Annotated in this window: 19 protein-coding genes and 1 other RNA gene; 10 read left to right on the top strand and 10 right to left on the bottom strand. The window is 27.6% G+C overall.

The annotated features are described in order from the left end of the window. Both KQ44_RS08480 and KQ44_RS08475 read left to right on the top strand, forming a co-directional pair. Positions 1-228 (top strand): transcriptional repressor (locus KQ44_RS08480; RefSeq protein ID WP_240516559.1); only part of this gene is annotated, 228 nt, incomplete at its 5' end. Positions 229-358: 130 nt separating this feature from the next. Further along, on the top strand, positions 359-1945 hold the full coding sequence (locus KQ44_RS08475) for a 1,4-alpha-glucan branching protein domain-containing protein (RefSeq protein WP_096737040.1): 1587 nt from the start codon (positions 359-361) through the stop codon (positions 1943-1945). Between the two features lie 92 nt (positions 1946-2037). Here KQ44_RS08475 and KQ44_RS08470 read toward each other — a convergent pair whose 3' ends face one another. From KQ44_RS08470 to KQ44_RS08435, 8 genes are all read right to left on the bottom strand, one after another. Further along, a complete protein-coding gene (locus tag KQ44_RS08470) occupies positions 2038-2586 on the bottom strand; it encodes a hypothetical protein (protein WP_096737039.1) in 549 nt (182 codons plus the stop codon). 25 nt (positions 2587-2611) lie between these two features. Beyond that, positions 2612-2964, bottom strand: a transfer-messenger RNA (tmRNA) gene (gene ssrA, locus KQ44_RS08465). 725 nt (positions 2965-3689) lie between these two features. After that, positions 3690-4205 (bottom strand): DUF1877 family protein, encoded by a 516-nt coding sequence (locus KQ44_RS08455; RefSeq protein ID WP_096737038.1) that lies wholly within the window; start codon positions 4203-4205, stop codon positions 3690-3692. A gap of 348 nt (positions 4206-4553) precedes the next feature. Then, the gene (locus KQ44_RS15590) at positions 4554-4685 is read right to left on the bottom strand and encodes a hypothetical protein (RefSeq protein WP_346426126.1); all 132 of its coding nucleotides are present in this window, start codon (positions 4683-4685) and stop codon (positions 4554-4556) included. Between the two features lie 113 nt (positions 4686-4798). After that, positions 4799-4936, bottom strand: coding sequence for a hypothetical protein (locus KQ44_RS15585; RefSeq protein ID WP_205676561.1), 138 nt, complete (start codon positions 4934-4936; stop codon positions 4799-4801). Between the two features lie 211 nt (positions 4937-5147). Next, the gene (ftsA, locus tag KQ44_RS08445; RefSeq protein ID WP_096737037.1) at positions 5148-6395 is read right to left on the bottom strand and encodes a cell division protein FtsA; all 1248 of its coding nucleotides are present in this window, start codon (positions 6393-6395) and stop codon (positions 5148-5150) included. Between the two features lie 96 nt (positions 6396-6491). Continuing rightward, on the bottom strand, positions 6492-7010 hold the full coding sequence (locus KQ44_RS08440) for a hypothetical protein (protein WP_096737036.1): 519 nt from the start codon (positions 7008-7010) through the stop codon (positions 6492-6494). A 5-nt stretch (positions 7011-7015) separates the two neighbouring features. Then, positions 7016-7684 (bottom strand): hypothetical protein, encoded by a 669-nt coding sequence (locus KQ44_RS08435; protein ID WP_096737035.1) that lies wholly within the window; start codon positions 7682-7684, stop codon positions 7016-7018. A 231-nt stretch (positions 7685-7915) separates the two neighbouring features. Here KQ44_RS08435 and KQ44_RS08430 point away from each other — a divergent pair, with 231 nt between their 5' ends. Genes KQ44_RS08430 through KQ44_RS08420 form a run of 3 tightly spaced genes read left to right on the top strand, consistent with a single transcriptional unit; the run spans position 7916 to position 10398 of the window. Next, positions 7916-8602 carry an ATP/GTP-binding protein gene (locus tag KQ44_RS08430; RefSeq protein ID WP_096737034.1) on the top strand — a complete coding sequence of 229 codons (687 nt, stop codon included), beginning with the start codon at positions 7916-7918 and terminating at the stop codon, positions 8600-8602. Between the two features lie 9 nt (positions 8603-8611). After that, positions 8612-9388: a hypothetical protein gene (locus KQ44_RS08425; RefSeq protein WP_096737033.1), complete on the top strand. Its 777-nt coding sequence runs from the start codon at positions 8612-8614 to the stop codon at positions 9386-9388. Positions 9389-9414: 26 nt separating this feature from the next. Beyond that, the gene (locus KQ44_RS08420; protein ID WP_096737032.1) at positions 9415-10398 is read left to right on the top strand and encodes a glycosyltransferase family 9 protein; all 984 of its coding nucleotides are present in this window, start codon (positions 9415-9417) and stop codon (positions 10396-10398) included. A 314-nt stretch (positions 10399-10712) separates the two neighbouring features. Here the strand turns inward: KQ44_RS08420 and KQ44_RS08415 are convergent, their stop codons facing one another. Next, positions 10713-11735, bottom strand: a complete 1023-nt coding sequence (locus KQ44_RS08415; RefSeq protein ID WP_096737031.1) for a hypothetical protein — start codon at positions 11733-11735, stop codon at positions 10713-10715. A 184-nt stretch (positions 11736-11919) separates the two neighbouring features. Between KQ44_RS08415 and KQ44_RS08410 the strand changes: the two genes are divergently transcribed. From KQ44_RS08410 to nth, 5 genes are all read left to right on the top strand, one after another. After that, entirely contained in the window at positions 11920-12879 is a 960-nt protein-coding gene (locus KQ44_RS08410) for a flagellar filament outer layer protein FlaA (protein ID WP_096737030.1), read from the top strand. 124 nt (positions 12880-13003) lie between these two features. Then, on the top strand, positions 13004-13564 hold the full coding sequence (locus tag KQ44_RS08405) for a hydrolase (protein ID WP_096737029.1): 561 nt from the start codon (positions 13004-13006) through the stop codon (positions 13562-13564). A 28-nt stretch (positions 13565-13592) separates the two neighbouring features. After that, positions 13593-14354: a triose-phosphate isomerase gene (gene tpiA / locus KQ44_RS08400; RefSeq protein ID WP_096737028.1), complete on the top strand. Its 762-nt coding sequence runs from the start codon at positions 13593-13595 to the stop codon at positions 14352-14354. A 160-nt stretch (positions 14355-14514) separates the two neighbouring features. Next, complete coding sequence (locus KQ44_RS08395) at positions 14515-15564, top strand: hypothetical protein (protein ID WP_096737027.1); 1050 nt, start codon at positions 14515-14517, stop codon at positions 15562-15564. A gap of 22 nt (positions 15565-15586) precedes the next feature. Continuing rightward, the gene (gene nth, locus KQ44_RS08390) at positions 15587-16270 is read left to right on the top strand and encodes an endonuclease III (RefSeq protein ID WP_096737026.1); all 684 of its coding nucleotides are present in this window, start codon (positions 15587-15589) and stop codon (positions 16268-16270) included. Positions 16271-16452: 182 nt separating this feature from the next. Here the strand turns inward: nth and KQ44_RS08385 are convergent, their stop codons facing one another. Next, positions 16453-17364: a DMT family transporter gene (locus KQ44_RS08385; protein ID WP_096737025.1), complete on the bottom strand. Its 912-nt coding sequence runs from the start codon at positions 17362-17364 to the stop codon at positions 16453-16455. Between the last annotated feature and the right edge of the window lie 174 nt (positions 17365-17538).

The following is a 17538-nucleotide window of genomic DNA, read 5'->3' as shown; positions in this document are numbered from 1 at the left end:
GAAACTAAAGAAATACAAAAACTTTCGATTATAGATGATGCAGTTCGTTTTGATCATATTACAAATGAACACTATCATTTTCAATGCAGCAAATGCAAAAAGTTACTAGATATACCTATGGAATATCAAAAAAAACTAGATGAATTAGTTTCAAAAGAATATGATGTAGAAGTATTAAAACATGATATAGTATTTACTGGAATATGTAAAGAATGTAAAAATTCTTAATATTTTATGTATTTGAAAAGAATTGATAATGTTTATTTTTTATTGATAAAAACTATATTCAGAGTCTTGATTTTAATATTTATATTTTATATACTAATTATATATAATATTTTTAATTGAAGGAATAATTATGTCAAAAGGCTATTTAGCTTTAGTGCTTCATGCTCACTTACCTTATGTGAGACACCCTGAACATGAAAATTTTTTAGAGGAAGAATGGCTATATGAAGCTATTACAGAAACTTATATACCTTTATTAGACGCTTATGATAGAATGGTTAATGATGGTATAAACTTTAAAATAACCATGAGCGTAACTCCTCCTCTTATGAATATGTTAGCTAATGAGTTGCTTCAAAATAGATATGTTAATTATATAGAGAAATTGATTAGGCTCTCAGAATTAGAGTGTGAAAGGACTTCATTAGACCCGAATTTTCATCATACTGCTGAGTTTTACAGAGATAAGTTTAAAAAGATAAGAGATATTTTTGTTTATAAATACAATAAAAATATATTAAACGGATTCAGATACTTTTTAGAAAGAGGAAATTTGGAGATAATTACCTGTGGGGCTACACATGGATTTTTCCCATTTATGCAGGAATATCCCAAAGCAATAGAAGCCCAATTAAAAATGGCTGTAAAAACCCATGAAAAACATATGGGAAGAAAACCTACTGGAATATGGCTTGGAGAATGCGGTTTCTTTCCTGGGCTTGAAAAACATCTTGCAAATAATGGTCTGAAATATTTCTTTGTTGATACACATGGTATAATGTATGCTGATAAAGTTCCAAAATACGGAGTTTATGCTCCTTTATACTGTTCAAGAGAGAGCAGAGTAGCTGCTTTTGGAAGAGATATAGAGAGTTCTAGAAGTGTATGGAGTGCCGAAGTAGGATATCCAGGTGATTTCAGATACAGAGAGTTCTACAGAGATATTGGTTATGATTTGCCTTTTGAGTATATTAAAGATTTTATACAAAGCAATGGACTTAGAAAAAATACTGGTATAAAATATTATAGAATTACTGGAAAAGACTGCCCTAAAGAACCTTATAACCCACAGTGGGCTATGGAAGCTGCAGGGGACCATGCAGGCAACTTTATGTTTAACAGAGAAAAACAGATTGAGTACCTAGCTTCTGTAATGGACAGACCTCCTATAGTAGTGTCTCCTTATGATGCTGAGCTTTTCGGTCATTGGTGGTATGAAGGACCTATGTTTATAGAGTTCTTAATGAGAAAGATACATCATGATCAGGACACAATAGAAACTATAACTCCTAAAGAATATTTAGAAAGACATCCAGTAAATCAAATATCAATGCCTTCTATGTCTAGCTGGGGAGCTAATGGATATGGAGAGGTTTGGCTTAATGGAAGCAATGGCTGGATTTACAGGCATTTGCATAAAGCAGCTGAACGTATGATAGAATTAGCCCATGATTACTATAATGAAACAGGGCTTTATGAAAGAGCATTGAATCAGGCAGCAAGAGAATTATTACTTGCTCAAAGCAGCGACTGGGCTTTCATTATGCATACTGGTACTATGGTTGATTATGCTGTTAATATTACAAAACTCTATATTAGAAGGTTTACAGACCTATACTACGCTATAAAAAACAGAGATTTAAACGAAGAATGGCTAAAAAAGATAGAGTGGCGTGATGATATATTCCCAGAGATGGATTTCAGAATATATAGTTAAAAATAATTTGATTAGAAGAAAAATTAAAGAGTATGTATATTTATAATATGCATACTCTTTTTTATTTATAACAATTGAACTAAAAATTAATATTAAACTATTTTATAATTATTTTTTATTTTTTGAATGTACCACTCTGTATCACCTAGATTTTCCTCTAATGCTTCTCTTAAACCTTTTAAGTTAAAATATCCCAATAATTCATCATTGCTGTATAATTCTACCTCTAATGAATCAAGCAGTATATTTATTAGGTTATTAGCTCTAACACCATTGTCTGTTTTTATACCTATTCCAATATATGTTGATTCATCATCTTCAATAATATCTTTATCGGAAATGGAGTATGTAACATAATTATTTGATTTTTTCTTTATACGTAAATATAATTCGTTTTCAGTTATTATTTTATCACTATATAATAAAACAACAGCAATTTGATGATTATCATATGCTGATACCCAACTATCTGCTATTGAAGTATCTACTCCAATTCCTAATACAGATTCATATTTGTTGTCAAAATTCATTATAAACATTAGATCATTATCAATATTAATTTCCCATTTGGCAAATAATGGAATAGAAAATAGACTTAAAAATAGAAAAATAATTAGATTAAATTTTATTATTTTTTTCATAAGGAATAGCTTACTTATAAAAAGTATATGGAGATGGCGGGACTCGAACCCGCGTCCTACGAAGCGTACCATATTCGTCTACATAGCATATCTTATCTTTAAAAGTTTCGCTTTATAGGTAGAAGATAAGCAGAAAAGCTATAAAACTAGTAAGAGTATACGTAATATCAGGCTCTTACAGCACCTAATACAAGTTCTATGTGTTTTGACACCGAGAAAACAACCCATAGACAAATTGCTTAATCAGCGGCAGCTTTAATTAAGCTGCAAGTGCGTATTCGTTTGCACTTATTGTTTAGTATGATATTAATGTGCATACACCTAGCACAGCTATGCAAAATACGTTCCAACCATCGCAGTCGAAGCCGGAGCATCCCCTTTCAAAGAACTGTGTTTATATTGTAGCATTTATGATAAAAATGTCAAGATATAAATTTTTTATTATACTTGTTCCAAAATTATTTTAATAAATTAGTTTTATATTATAAACATTAAAATAGTGAGGATATCTGCTAAAAAGTTCTATATCAAAAGTTTTATAATTATTACTTTCTTTATAATTTTTTATTTCTTTACTGCCATTTAAAAAGAAACCTATTTTCAGAAATGAGTTTATATTTTTCTCATTTAAATTGTAATAAATATTTTTTGGTATTTTTATTATAAACGATTTATTTTCTTTTACAGACTTGTAATTATTATATCCGTCTGTAATTTCTATATTAAATAGAGTAGGGTATATGTTGATTTTATATGTACTTAATATACGACCTAATTTAATTATATTTATTTCTAAAATTTTTATATTGTATTTTTCATTTTGATTTTCAGTTATTTTTAATTGAATATCAGCATCTTTGTCGAATGTTTTAATATATAAATTATTAGTGTCAAAATTATCATCTTCTAAAAATAAATTATAATTATATTCATCTTTATGAAAGCCTATTATATCATATTTTTCTCTGTATATATCATAGCCTTTATATTTTAAATCACTTAATTTATAAATATCATCAGCCGTAATTGAAAAAGCATTTATATAAAAAGTAAAAAGTAAAAAATAAAATATTTATTCATTATTAACAATATTAAAAATAATTTTACTGATCAACTGTAAATATTACAGCCCTTTTTTCTTCAGAAGAATTTTTCCAAAACTCTATACTTCTATAAAAATAGTCCCAAGTATATTCAAAATCTTCATCACTTAATGGATACTCATAATTTTTTTCATCTATTTTGAAATATTTTTCTTTGAACTTTTCTTTTGTGATGGTTTCTATTTTTTCGGCTATGTCTTTAACAATATTTTGTTTTTTTAATGTGATAATATAATCTTCTTCTTCATCACCGTTTCCGTATAAAACATCGCCTCCCATTATAATAGAACCTAAAGGATAATTATCATCTCCAAATACTAAAAGCCCGTCATTAGAAAGGCATCTATGCATAGCGTCCCAAGATTTATCAAGTTCATAAACATATTTTTTATGCTTTTCAAAGTATATTTCTTCTAAATATTCACAAACAAAATCAGGTCTTTCAAGTCTTGAAGTTTTTAATAATTTATTTAAATCCTTATCGCTTAAAGCAAATAATACTCCCAAACAGCCCATAATGATAACTCCGTATTATTAATTTTTTTATTAAAAACTTTTTAAGAATTATTTTGTAAAATTAAAGTTTTTTTATTTATATTTAATTATAAAAGACTTATAAGCAATAATACATGACATTTTAATGTAGTTCTTATATTTATTTGTTTATACATAAAAAATTATTCTCTGAAAATATCTTATAAGTAAACTTATCATATACTCATAATTTTTATTTCATCTATACTTAAACCTGTTATTTTGCTTATATCTTCATTATTCATATTTAATGCTATGTCCTTTACTTTATTTATTTCGCCTTGTTCTATGCCTTTATATATACATTTCTGAAACCACTATTTCTATACCTTATTTTTTTCCTTCTGCTCTCTTGTATTGAAGTATAACAGCCTGTCTGTAGAGAAAAGTGTTCATTTCATTATATGCTGACATTTTTTCATCAGCTACAAATCTTTTGTATTTATCTATAACTTTAGACATAAATTATTCCTTTTATTATAAATAAAAATTTTTCTCTTAAAGTCTCATACAAGTAAACTTATCTGACGCTCACAATTTTTATAATTAACTTATCAATATCTTTTTCTAAATTTTTAGTTGTAAAAAATCAATCCAAGATAAAAGTTTATTCCTGCTATATCATCTATACTAGCATTTTTTAATATTTCTGCAAATCTTTTAATCTCTATAAAATGTATCTTAAAATCATTAAGTCTGTTAATCTCTTTCATAGCTTAATTATACTAAAAATAATTTAATTTGTCAAAAATGTATATAATTGATTTTAGCATTGTTAAATTATTATAAAAGTTGTGAATATTCGATAAGCGAACTTTTAATACATAAAAAATAGAATAACTTTTTATTGGAGATAATAAAAATCTATACCCCATATAATATTATATATGGGGGTTAAAAATTAATTAGTTATTAAATATCAAATTATTTAAAAAACTCAGAGAAAGGATTTTTAAAGTTGAATTTAAACTTACCTTTTTCAGAAGTTTTTTTATGAGGTACATTAACCTGAGTAGCTTCATCTAAACTCATCATAAGTATTCCTACAACAGCAGAGTAGGCAGGGTTATTTGCAATATCTCTTATACCTTCTATTTTGTCAGGTACACCTATTCTTGCAGTTATTGGTGCTGCACCTTTAACAGCAGTTTGATAAGCCTTAGCAAGCTCTACAAGTCCAGGTAATAATGCACCTCCTCCTGTAAATACCATTCCTGCAGAAAGAGAATCAATATATTTCATTTTGCTTAATTCTTTTCCGCATAAACTAAATATTTCTTCCACTCTAGGCTGTATGATTTCAGTTAAAACTCTTTTAGGTATGGTACGCATTTGCCCGCTTGCAGTAGGCACTTCAATAATTTCTTTTTCTCCTACCATATCTATAAAAGCAAATCCATGATCTTTTTTTAATTTCTCAGCAGAAGGTATTGTTATTCTAAGTCCTTCAGCTATATCATTAGTAATATGCTGACTTCCAACTGGTATAACAGCAGTATGCCAAACAGAACCTTCTAAATATACCATCATAGAAGTAGTAGAATGCCCTATATCAAATACAACAACGCCTAATTCTTTTTCATCATCAGTAAGGCATGCTTCTGCACTTCCTCGTATATTAACTATAAAATCCTTTCCAGAAAAACGCATTTTATTTAAAGTTTTTCTAAGATGCTCGCTTACATGTTTAAGACCAGTTATAATATGTACTTTGGTTTCAAGTCTTGTACCAGACATACCTACAGGATTTTTTATTTCATCTTGTCCGTCTAAAGAATATTCCTGTTCTATAGCTTCTATTATTTCTCTGTCAGCAGGTATTAATATATTTTTAGCACTTTCCAAAACTCTGTCGATTTCAAGTGGAGTAACTTCTTTATCTTTTGTGTTTACCCCAATAACTCCTTTGCTGTTTAATCCTTTAATGTGATCTCCGCCTATTGCAGCAATTATATCAGGAGCCTGCAAGCCAGCCATATGTTCGGCTTCATTGATAGATTTTTCTATAGCATTAGCAGCAGCATCTATATTGATTATTACACCTTTTTTAATGCCTTCGCTTTCGCTTTCACCTATTCCTATAACATCTAATTTATCATCATTAACACGGGCAATGACGGTTTTTATTGATGCACTTCCCGCATCTAATCCCGCTATAATTGGCTCTTTCAAGGTAAACTCCTAATTAAATAGTATAATATTATGTTAATAGTGTCGGAAAAATATAAAGTATGATTAATAATAATTTTTTATAAGTTTTTTGATATTTTACATTATAACCCATCTGTTATTTTCATAGCACATTATAAAAGTTTGTCTTGCCTTTGAAGTGGTATTTTCTACTCTGTCATATACTGAAGAGTCAGCATCTATATATGCCTTTTGTCCGTCTAATTTTATATCATAAACTTTATCTATTTTAGTTTCAAATTCAAAATCAAGTGAAGGATCACTTTGAACATATTCATCAGCATTTTTTATATTTCTGCTTTTTCTTAATATTTCTTTATAGTTTGCGGAATAGAACTTTTCATAAGCTATGCGTACATTTTCTTTATTATAAGGCATTGAATAGAATTCTTTTAAAGACGATAAAGCCATTTGCTTTAATTTATCTTCATTATATTCCCTTACTTCTTTATTTTCTTCATTTATATTATCTATATCATCGCTTAAAATAATTTCTACTCTATTTGGCATATTTTCTTTTTTTTCATTATTACTTTTACTGCATGATGATATTAGTAATATTATTGTAATGATTAGTATTGCTATGTTTTTATGCATTTTTATTAAAGCCCTTCCAATATTGATTTTCTTGTATTCTGAGGAGGAGACTCTTCTTTTTCTTTTATTCTTGTATCAGAAGTACTTGTTATATTGTTCATATTAATATATTTAACAATACTTGGTCTTTCTAATATTATTCTTATATCTCCATTCTGCCAAGCAACAGTATTAGCATCTAAGAATGATCCTTTAGTATATTTAGCATTTAATGCAGATAATAGCTCTAAAAAATCAATCTGATTAGGCTGGAAATTTATAGTTATTGAGTATAGAGAATCGTCTTTAAAAACAAAATAACCGCTTTTATAAAATTTATTTTCTTCTAATGCTAGAAAATCAGCACTCTCTTCAGCAGATAAATCGACAGTACCTGTCATATATTGTTTAGGCAAAGTCATAGTATTGTCACTTAATATGGCATTTATAGTGTCTTCTCTTGTAGCACCTAGAGTAATATTTTTAAAACCAGTTATAGGAGTATCTATTACGGCAGGTTTTCTTCCCATAACAGCATCATTGGTTATATATTCTGTATTATTATCTTGATTATTATTATTTTCTTCTGTTACAGTATTGTTGTTATTTGGCGGCACATATGCATCATTTGTAGCATACTGCGGAAACAGATAACAGCTAAATATAAACATCAAAATAATTATATATTTTTTCATAGTTTATTCCTAATTTTTAAGTTATCAAAATAGAATCTTATTATATAATATCGGCTTTATTTAAATTTTCAAGCAGTAAATTTTATTTTTTATAGTGATTTTATGGTATATTAAATTTGACATTATGAGAATAAATTTTATAATTAGCAAATTATTTTTAAGTAAAAAAATTTGAAAAAATTATTAAATATATTATATTTTAGATACTGGTAAATTTATTAGGATTATTTGATGAGTAAATACTACAATCGTGTAACAATAATATGCGGTCACTACGGAGCTGGAAAAACCACTTTTTCTATTAATTATGGTCTGTATATCAGAAAAAATACGGATAAGGAAATTTATATAGCTGATTTGGATGTAGTAAATCCTTATTTTAGGTCTAGAGAGCATTCAGAGTATTTAAAAAATAAAAATATCAAAGTGATAGGTACTTATCTTCCTCAGTCTGGAGCTGATATACCTGCTGTATCTGCGGAGGTGTATTCTATCTTTGATAGAAAAGACATTATAGGAATAGTAGATATGGGTGGCAACTCAGCTGGAAGTTTGTCTTTTGCTACTTTTAGAGATAATGCTGATATTAGTGAAACAGATGTATTTTTTGTACTTAATGCTAATAGAGAGGAAAACTCTACTGTAGAATATGCTTTGGGTCATCTAATAAGTATAGAATCAACTCTTGGATTGAAAGCTACAGCTATAATTAATAATACTCATTTGATGAATGATACATCTGTTGAAGATATAGAAAGAGGTGAGACGATAGCCTTTGAAGTTTCAAAAGAGAGAAATATTCCAGTAAAGTTTACTTGTATTGATAAGAATTTTTATAGTAAGAATTCTAATATAACTTCTAAATATGATTTATTTGTGATGGATTATGATATAAAAGTCACGGGAAATGTTTTTTAGTTTTTGATTATGGATTATAATAACGTCAGATTATATGAGATAGCTTCTATGCTTTCACCAAGTGTATATGAAACTGTGTTTTATAGTCAGTATCAGGGACGTTCGGATAAAGATGCTATTATTTTAGATGATGAAACTTTTGAGAAATGCTATGTTTCAGATAATGTTTATAAAAATTTTTTATTTTCTAATTCGGCAAGATTAGGAAAAAGTATTGATTATATAGGTGTTAATCAGATGCATAGTGCTATAATAGCGGATATGTATGTATCAGATGCTCAAATAAAAATGAAGTTAAATGATATAGCTTTGACTAATTTAGCTAACACATTAATTGAGCTTAAATCTATGGATAAAAGTATAGAACCTTTTTATATTACTTTAATATTTAACGGTATTAATTACTATGCCAATAATTGTTTAGATGAAAATGAGAAATTAATACCTATAGATGAGGGTGTTATTAATTCTGTATATTGTCAGGATCAATTAGCATTTGTTAATGATAAACATATAGATATGGTTATTTCTACTCAGCCGTCAGTAAACAGTAATAGATTAAGATACATGATAATAAATTGTAATAATATTGATGTTATTGAATCTGCTAAAGATGTGTGGAAAAACACTTTTAAAAATGATTTTTCTATGCTTTATGAATATTTTATAAATCTTAGAAAATCTAATAATTTGATTATGGAAGGGAGTGTTTATAAAAACATAATATCGGGATATGAAAGATTTATGGACGATTTTATAGATTTAGATGATTTGGATGATATCTAAATTTTATTATGTTTTTGAGATTATTTATGAGGGATATTAAGAATTTACTTATACATTCGCCTAATTGGCTTGGCGATATAATTATGTCTTTTCCAGCTATTTATCTTATAAGAGAAAAGTATAAAGAGGCTAAAATTACAGTAATGACAAAAAAATCCATGTTTGGTATATTCAAGGCTAGTGATTTGGTTGATGAATGTTTGGAGGTAAAAAGATTTCCTCATTTAAGAAAATACCGTTTTGATACTGTAATATTATTTCCTAATTCATTTGAGAGTGCTTTTAGGGTTTTTGGACATGGTATAAAAAGACGTATAGGATATAAGGCTGATTACAGAGACCTTATGCTTACTGATGCAGTTGATAGAAAGGGAGTAAGATGGATACATACTGCTGATTATTATGTTAATTTGCTTAAAGCTATAGGAATAGATAGAGAAAGACCTGTTATCAAACTTAATATAAAAGAAAAAGTACTAAATAAAGCTAAAGATTATTTAAAAACAGTAAATCCTGATAATAAAAAGATATTTGCATACGGCATAGGAGCAACTAATAGTTTTGGAAAGATTTGGAAAGAAGAATATTTTGCTGAAACAGCTAATTATTTGTCTCAAAAATATGATGCTTTAACTTTGTTTATTACTACTCCTAATGAGAAAGAGATATCAGATAGAATATCAGCTATGCTTTATAATGATCCTATTATACCATATATGCCTCTTGATATGATAGCTGCAATTTTAAGTTTATGTGATGGTTTTATAGGAAATGACTCTGGAGCTATGCATGTGGCTTCTATAGTTGGTATTCCTACTTTGGCACTTTATTTTGCAACACCAGCATATCAAAATTTCCCAATAGGTATAAATAGTCATGCAATAGAGAAAAAGCCTGATAATCCAGCCTGCATATGCGGCGGAAAGAAATGCGAACTTGATACTTTTGAATGCCGAGAAATTATAAAACCTGATGAGGTTATAAGGAAGTTTGAAGAATTAATTAATTAGACTTGTTTCAAAACTATTTTAATAATTATTTTTATATTAATTTAAGCCATAGTGTTTTTTTATTTGTAGTGCGGTTCTTTTATTGGTATAAAAAGAACTGAATTTTTGTAGTTTAAATATATAATTTATACGATATATAAAGTATTTATAAAATTTTTTTATTATTTTAATTAAAAATAATGTTTTATAGATTTTATCATTTTTTAATTTGTAAATATTTATCCTTTTAACAAATCAAAGTATAACATACTATTATAAAAATCTAAAATTATAAAAAGCATAATAAAAATTATTATAGATATTTATAAATAAAACTATCTTATATGAAATATGCTTTTATTTTGTTTTCCGTTTATTAAAGTATTTTTTATCCAGCCGCTGTTATCATTCATGGGAATCCATCTTCTTTCTTCAGTTCTGTAATGCCAGTCTTTATCTTCCTGATAGTATATTTGAACTCCAGTATCTTCATGTATATTAAGTATTTCATTATCATGATAATTAAATTCATCATAATCTGTGCATGATTTTTGTCCCATTTCAGAGTAGTATTCATTTAGAGCCATTAATGATTCATTTAATTTCTCATCCATTTCTTTTACATTAAGACCTAATTTTTGGGCTTCTCTTATTGTAATAGGGTAATTATGTGAAGGATAGGCAGAATTTAGAGAGTTTGATATGTTATCTATTAGTTTTTGATTATCCATATGATATGATAAAATATCTTTGCATAGTTTTATTGATAAACTTGATGCTCTGTCAACGGCACCCAACACTAAAGGGTGTATGTATTTGTATATATGTTCATATGGATTACTGTCATTATTATTTGCCTGCTCTTTCCATAATTTTATAACTCTTGCCAATTCGTCCTGACTTACATAAACTAAATTATTGTCTTTATTAACAGGTGAAAGTTCATGTTGAATAGAAGTATCTACAGCCGTTATAAATGCTAAAGGTCCCATTTGTATTTCATCAGCTCCCAAACAAAGCATAGTAGCTGCACTTGCGGCTTCCAAAGGTAGTAATGCCACAATTTTTTTAGCAGACTTTCTAAGAAGATGAACTATTCTAAGTGATGCCTGTCCGCTTCCTCCTGAACTTTTTATAAAGAAATATATTTTATCACATTTGCCAATATGCTTAAGCACATCAGATAATACTATAACATCATTCTGACATACACTTCCTCCATTGGAATTCCAATAAGAAAGCAGTGGTGCATCTAATTGTTTTGTAATTTTATTAATAATTTCTTGAGTTTTTGAAAATAATATAGGCGGTTTAATAGTCTTAGTTTGAGTTTTATTGGATATTTTTTTTGAAGCCATTTTCTATCCTTTTTTATCTGCTTAATTTACATAACTACATTTTTTTGTAAGATTGTACATTAATAATAGATAATGTCAAATAATGATTTATTTTTTAATTAAATTTGCTTGACAAATTAAGAAAATTAGTGTATAAAAGTTGTATTATTATGCTTATTAATTAGTACAAGGAGTGCAATAAATTATGAAAAAGTTATTCGTAGTATTAACTTCCATTTTTATCGCTGCATCTGCTTACGGTTTAACAAACTCAGTTTTGATTGATTTTGCTTTAACTGGTAATGCTGATAACTTACAAGGTGGAGAAGGTGATACAAATGAATTAGTTCCAGTTGCAGAAAATCTTTATAATGATAACTGGGTAGTGTGGTTGAATGAATCTGCTAGATTAACAGAAAATCGCAGAAATTCTTATGTTACTAACGTAGACAGTAAAGGTAACAATGGTGCTTGGGAAGCTGGCAAAGTTCTTGGTATAAGAGTACATTTCCCATTAGCAGCTTGGAACAGCTATGCTTTAGTAAAACCAGTATATGAACTTGAAATGTATGGCGGTACTGACGGTACTAAATATACAGAAGGTAAAGGTGTTATACATAACGTTGGCGAAATTAAATCTATAAGTTCTTGGATTTATGGACGTAATTTCTTAGTTAGCTATTTCATAAACTTACAAAATGAATTCGGCGAATTAAAATCTTATCCTATGGGTACTGTTTACTTCAATGGTTGGAGACAAGTAAGATGGGAAAACAGAGAATATTTGCCTAATGTTCGCGACAGAGTATTAGTAAGAGAACCTCTTTATCCTAGAATGGTTCCTTCTATCAAATTAGATTCTTTAGGTTTCTATAGAACTAAAGATACAGTTGGCGGTGATTTCATCACTTATGTTAAAGACGTAACAGTTGAGTACGATGTAGTAGTTGTTGATGCTGAAGAAGATATCGATGATGAAGGTACTTGGCAGATCTTAAAAACTGAAAATGACAGAAAACAAGCTATAGAAGCTGCTAGAATACGTGAACAAGCTGAATTAAGAGACCTTGAACAAAGACGTATCGGCGATGGTACTCAAGAACAAGGTACTGCTGATAATGCTGCAGCTGCTGATACAGGTGCTGCTCAAGAGCAAGCTCAATAATAATCAGTTTTAGTATAACTAAATATAAAAATTAAGGGGAAACTAAAAAGTTTCCCCTTTTTTATTTGTATTTTTTATCATTTTGTCTTATAATTTATATCAAAATCATATTAAGGACTTATTTATGAAATTAATGAATAAACCTATACTTGATAAAGAGGATTCATTATATATTTGTATAGATTTGCAAAGTAAAATAATACCTACTATGAGTGATATTGATCCTTTAATCAAGAATACAAACATTTTGTTAAGAACTGCTGATATTTATAATATTCCAGTCTTAGTAACAGAACAATACCCGAAAGGTCTTGGTGCTACTGATGAGAGGATAGTATTTCCAAAGGATTATAAATTATTTGCTAAAGATTATTTTAGTATATTTGGAACTGAAGATTTTGTAAAAGAGTTTAATTCTTTTGATAAAAAAAATATTATAGTTTTTGGTATTGAGACACATGTATGCGTATATTATAGCGTATTGCATTTAATTGACAATGGTTATAATGTTTATGTTGTTGCTGATGCATGCTCATCAAGAACTAAAGAAAATAAACATATAGCTTTAGAACAGATGAGAAAAATTGGTGCTAATATTGTAAGTACTGAAATGATTCTTTTCTGGCATATAGAACATTCTAAAGTTGATTGCTTTAAAGAACTTAGTAAATTATTAAAAGGATAATATTAAAAAATAATCGGAGGATTTTTAAATGGCTAGAAGAAAACTTATTGCTGGTAACTGGAAAATGAATAATTCTAATAAAGAAGCTTTAGAATTAGTTAATCAGTTAAAAGATTTAGTTAAAGATGTTAAAGACAGAGATATTATGATAGCCCCTACATTTACTTGTTTAAGTGATGTACATAATGCTATTAAGGGTAGTAATATAAAATTGGGAGCTCAGAATTTATATTTTGAAGAGAAAGGTGCTTTTACTGGTCAAATTTCTGCTGATATGCTTTTGGCTGTAGGATGTGAATATGTTATTGTAGGACATTCTGAATGCAGAGATATTTTCGGTGAGAAAGATGAACTTATAAATAAAAAAGTAAAAAGAGCTTTAGACAAAAATCTTATACCTGTTTTATGTGTAGGAGAGCATTTAGAAGAAAGAGAAAAAGGAATTACTTCTGATATAGTAAGTAATCAAACTAAAGAAGCATTTAAAGGTTTAAGCGAAGCTGAAGCTAAAAAGGTTGTTATAGCATATGAACCTGTTTGGGCTATTGGTACTGGTAAAACTGCTACTCCTCAGGACGCTGATGAAGTACATAAAACTATAAGAGAAACTTTAAAATCTCTTTATAATGAAAGTGTTGCTGAAGGAATGATTATACTTTACGGTGGAAGTGTTAATGAAAAAAATGCTGATGATTTGCTTAATATGCCTAATATAGATGGTGCTTTGGTTGGCGGAGCTTCATTAGTGGCGGATAAATTTGCTAGAATAGTTAATTATATTGCTAAATAAAAAAATTATTTAATATAAATAGAGTATGTCATTTTATGGTGATATACTCTTTTTTGTATTATACTAAGAAATTTGTTATATTAATTATGGTTATAAAGTACTTGTTTTATTTTTTGTAAATATATATAATAAAATTAAAAATCTCATAAAAGAGTGTAATTTGAATTTGTTTAGAATTTTTGTTATATTGGTATTTGTTTTTTATTCAAATATTTTATTTTCTCAATCGCCTAAATCATATGTAAAGAAATTTTATTTTTGCAGTGGTAATATAGGAAGCTCTAAAATATATTTATACTTATATATTAATGATAAAGATGTTACAGGAAAATATTATTATGACAGCATAAATCAGTTTATCAATATAGAAGGCAGTATATCTAACAATATTATTAATATAAATGAAAAAGTAAATAATAGAATAACAGGATATTTTAGTGGTACTGTTTCAGAAAGTATGGTATTTTCTGGAGAATGGTATTCTTATGATGGAAATAGTAAATATAATTTTGAGTTTGCAAATAATAAATCTTATCCTATAAACAATTTGGATATTATAAATTCATCATTAAAAATAGATTATGGAGATTATATTTTTGAATCGAGTAAAGATGCTGTTATTGTCGATAATGATAAGGGAGTTAATTCTGTAGATAAAATTTCTTTAGATGTTGATGGTATAAGGTCTCTTAATTCTGAAAGAATAGAATTGCTTTTAAATAATGAGATTATAGCTGATTATAAAAGCTGGAAGGATTCATCTTATAGCAGCTCTGATTTTTATATGAAGAAAGAAATTAATGTTTCTTTTTTAGATGAAAAAATAATATCTTTCTCTGTTTATAACTATTCGTATGCAGGAGGTACACATGGAATATATAATTTTGTACCTTCTATATATTTAATTTCAACTGGAGAGAGAATAGGAATTAATTCTTCAGAACTTTTAGAAAATAAGAATGATAGAGAACTTATAAATTTAATGCGGAGTAAATTACTTAGGAATTTTACAGAAAGAGATTTTTTTGATTTTTATTCCATAGAACTTAGTGATATATTTGATATTACCCCTACTGGTGTTAAATTTATATGGCCATTATATAAAATATCGGGGTATGCTCAGGGTATTATAGAAATTGACTTTACATATTTAGAATTAAAACCTTTTGTAAAAAGAGATTCTAAATTTTGGTATTTGTTTGATAAATAATATATTATAAAGGTTTTATTTTATGAATGATAATGATATTCACCCAATAATGAAAGAACTTACTAAAGTTACAAAAGAAATGCCTATGCCTGTTGTAACTGAAATAAAAATAATTACAAATATAGATGCCTATAAAATTTTAATATCTACAATGCTTTCTCTTAGAACAAAAGACCCAACTACAAGAGATGCTTCTATGCGTTTATTTGAAAAAGCTGGAAATCCTAAAGACATGCTAAAACTTACAGAAGAGGAAATAGCAAAGCTTATATATCCTGTAGGTTTTTATAAAGTAAAGGCAAAAAATATACTTGAAGTATCAAAAATGATTATAGATGATTTTGGCGGAAAAGTACCTGATGAGATAGATGAACTTCTTAAACTTAAAGGTGTTGGCAGAAAGGTTGCTAATTTGGTTGTAACTGAAGCATTTGATAAGGATGGAATATGTGTTGATACACATGTGCATAGAATATCAAATAGATTCGGTTATGTTCATACAAAAACACCTGAAGAAACTGAGTTTGCGTTGCGTGATAAGCTGCCTAAGGAGTATTGGAGAATTTATAATGATACTTTAGTAGTTTACGGGCAGAATCTATGCAAGCCTGTTTCGCCTTTATGTTCTAAATGCACAGTATCACAGTATTGCGATTATTTCAAAAACGAATATAAGGAGAAAAAGCCTTCTAAAAAAAGCAAATAAAAACAGTATTATTTTTATACTTTAACTTTTGCAAAGAGTATAGACATAAGGCTCTTTGAAGAAGTCCCACCTGCAACTAAAGGAATTACCGTTAGCTACGGCAAAAACTTTTTGCGGCTGGCTTTGCCTAAAGTTGAATAAAAAATGACAAACTTAAGATTTTTAATAATAGACTTATAGCATCAAATATTATCTTTCTTCTTTAATAAAAAAGAGGCAAAATTTGATTCTGATATTATAACGCCTAATAATATTAATACTACGCCTATCAAAGCAAATATTGTAATATTTTCATTTAATATTATTTTTGAAGCTATAAGCGTGATTATTGGTATGAAATATATATAAGTATTGTTTCTCACAGCACCTAAAATCTTTGTAGAATATGTCCAAGCTATAAAGCATAAAGTACATGCTACAAATGATAAAAATAAAAAGTTTATAAGATTTATAGGTTTTATATAATCACTAATACTAACATTAAATCCAACAAAAAACATTATTGGTATCATAAATATTATGCCGTACATAAATGTCTTTTTTGTTATTGTAACAGAGTGAAATCCCATATCTCCTATCATTTTTATAAGTACAGAATAAATCCCCCACATAACAGCAGCAAGGATAGCAAGCATATCTCCAAGAGGATTTATTTTTAATATAAACTTTCCATTGAATGTTATAACTGCTATTCCTACTATAGCAAATATAAAACCTATAATAAAATTTATTCTTAATTTTTCTTTTAATATTAAAGACGAAAAAATACCAGTAAATAAAGGACCTACAGCAACTAAAATTCCTACATTTGAAGCAAGGGAATAATTTAGTGCCATGTTTTCAAATAGATAGTAAAGCGTTATACCTGTTATTCCAGCAGATGCAAATAATGCTTCTTCTTTTTTTGAGTATATTTTATTGTTTTTAGGATATATTATCATTAAAAGTATAAAACCTAGTACAAATCTGCTTAAAAGAATTTCTATTGGTGAAAAATCATTTAATAATATTTTTGTAGAAATAAAAGTTATACCCCAAATTAATACGCTAAAAATAGTTCCAACATAGGCTTTTGTTTTTTTATTAATAAACATGATTGTTTTTTCCATTTCTTAAATACTTTTAAATTATTTAGAAGAATCCTTTATTATATTTTTTATATATTCATCATCTTCCATCACATTTGGAGTATTTTTTTTCTTTTGATTCTTTCTCACTTTTATCAGCACATGATATTAATAATAATAGCATTATTATACTTAATAAAC

Source organism: Brachyspira sp. G79 (genome assembly GCF_002379365.1).
Taxonomy (GTDB): Bacteria; Spirochaetota; Brachyspiria; order Brachyspirales; family Brachyspiraceae; genus Brachyspira.
This window is presented reverse-complemented; position numbering and strand designations above follow the sequence as displayed.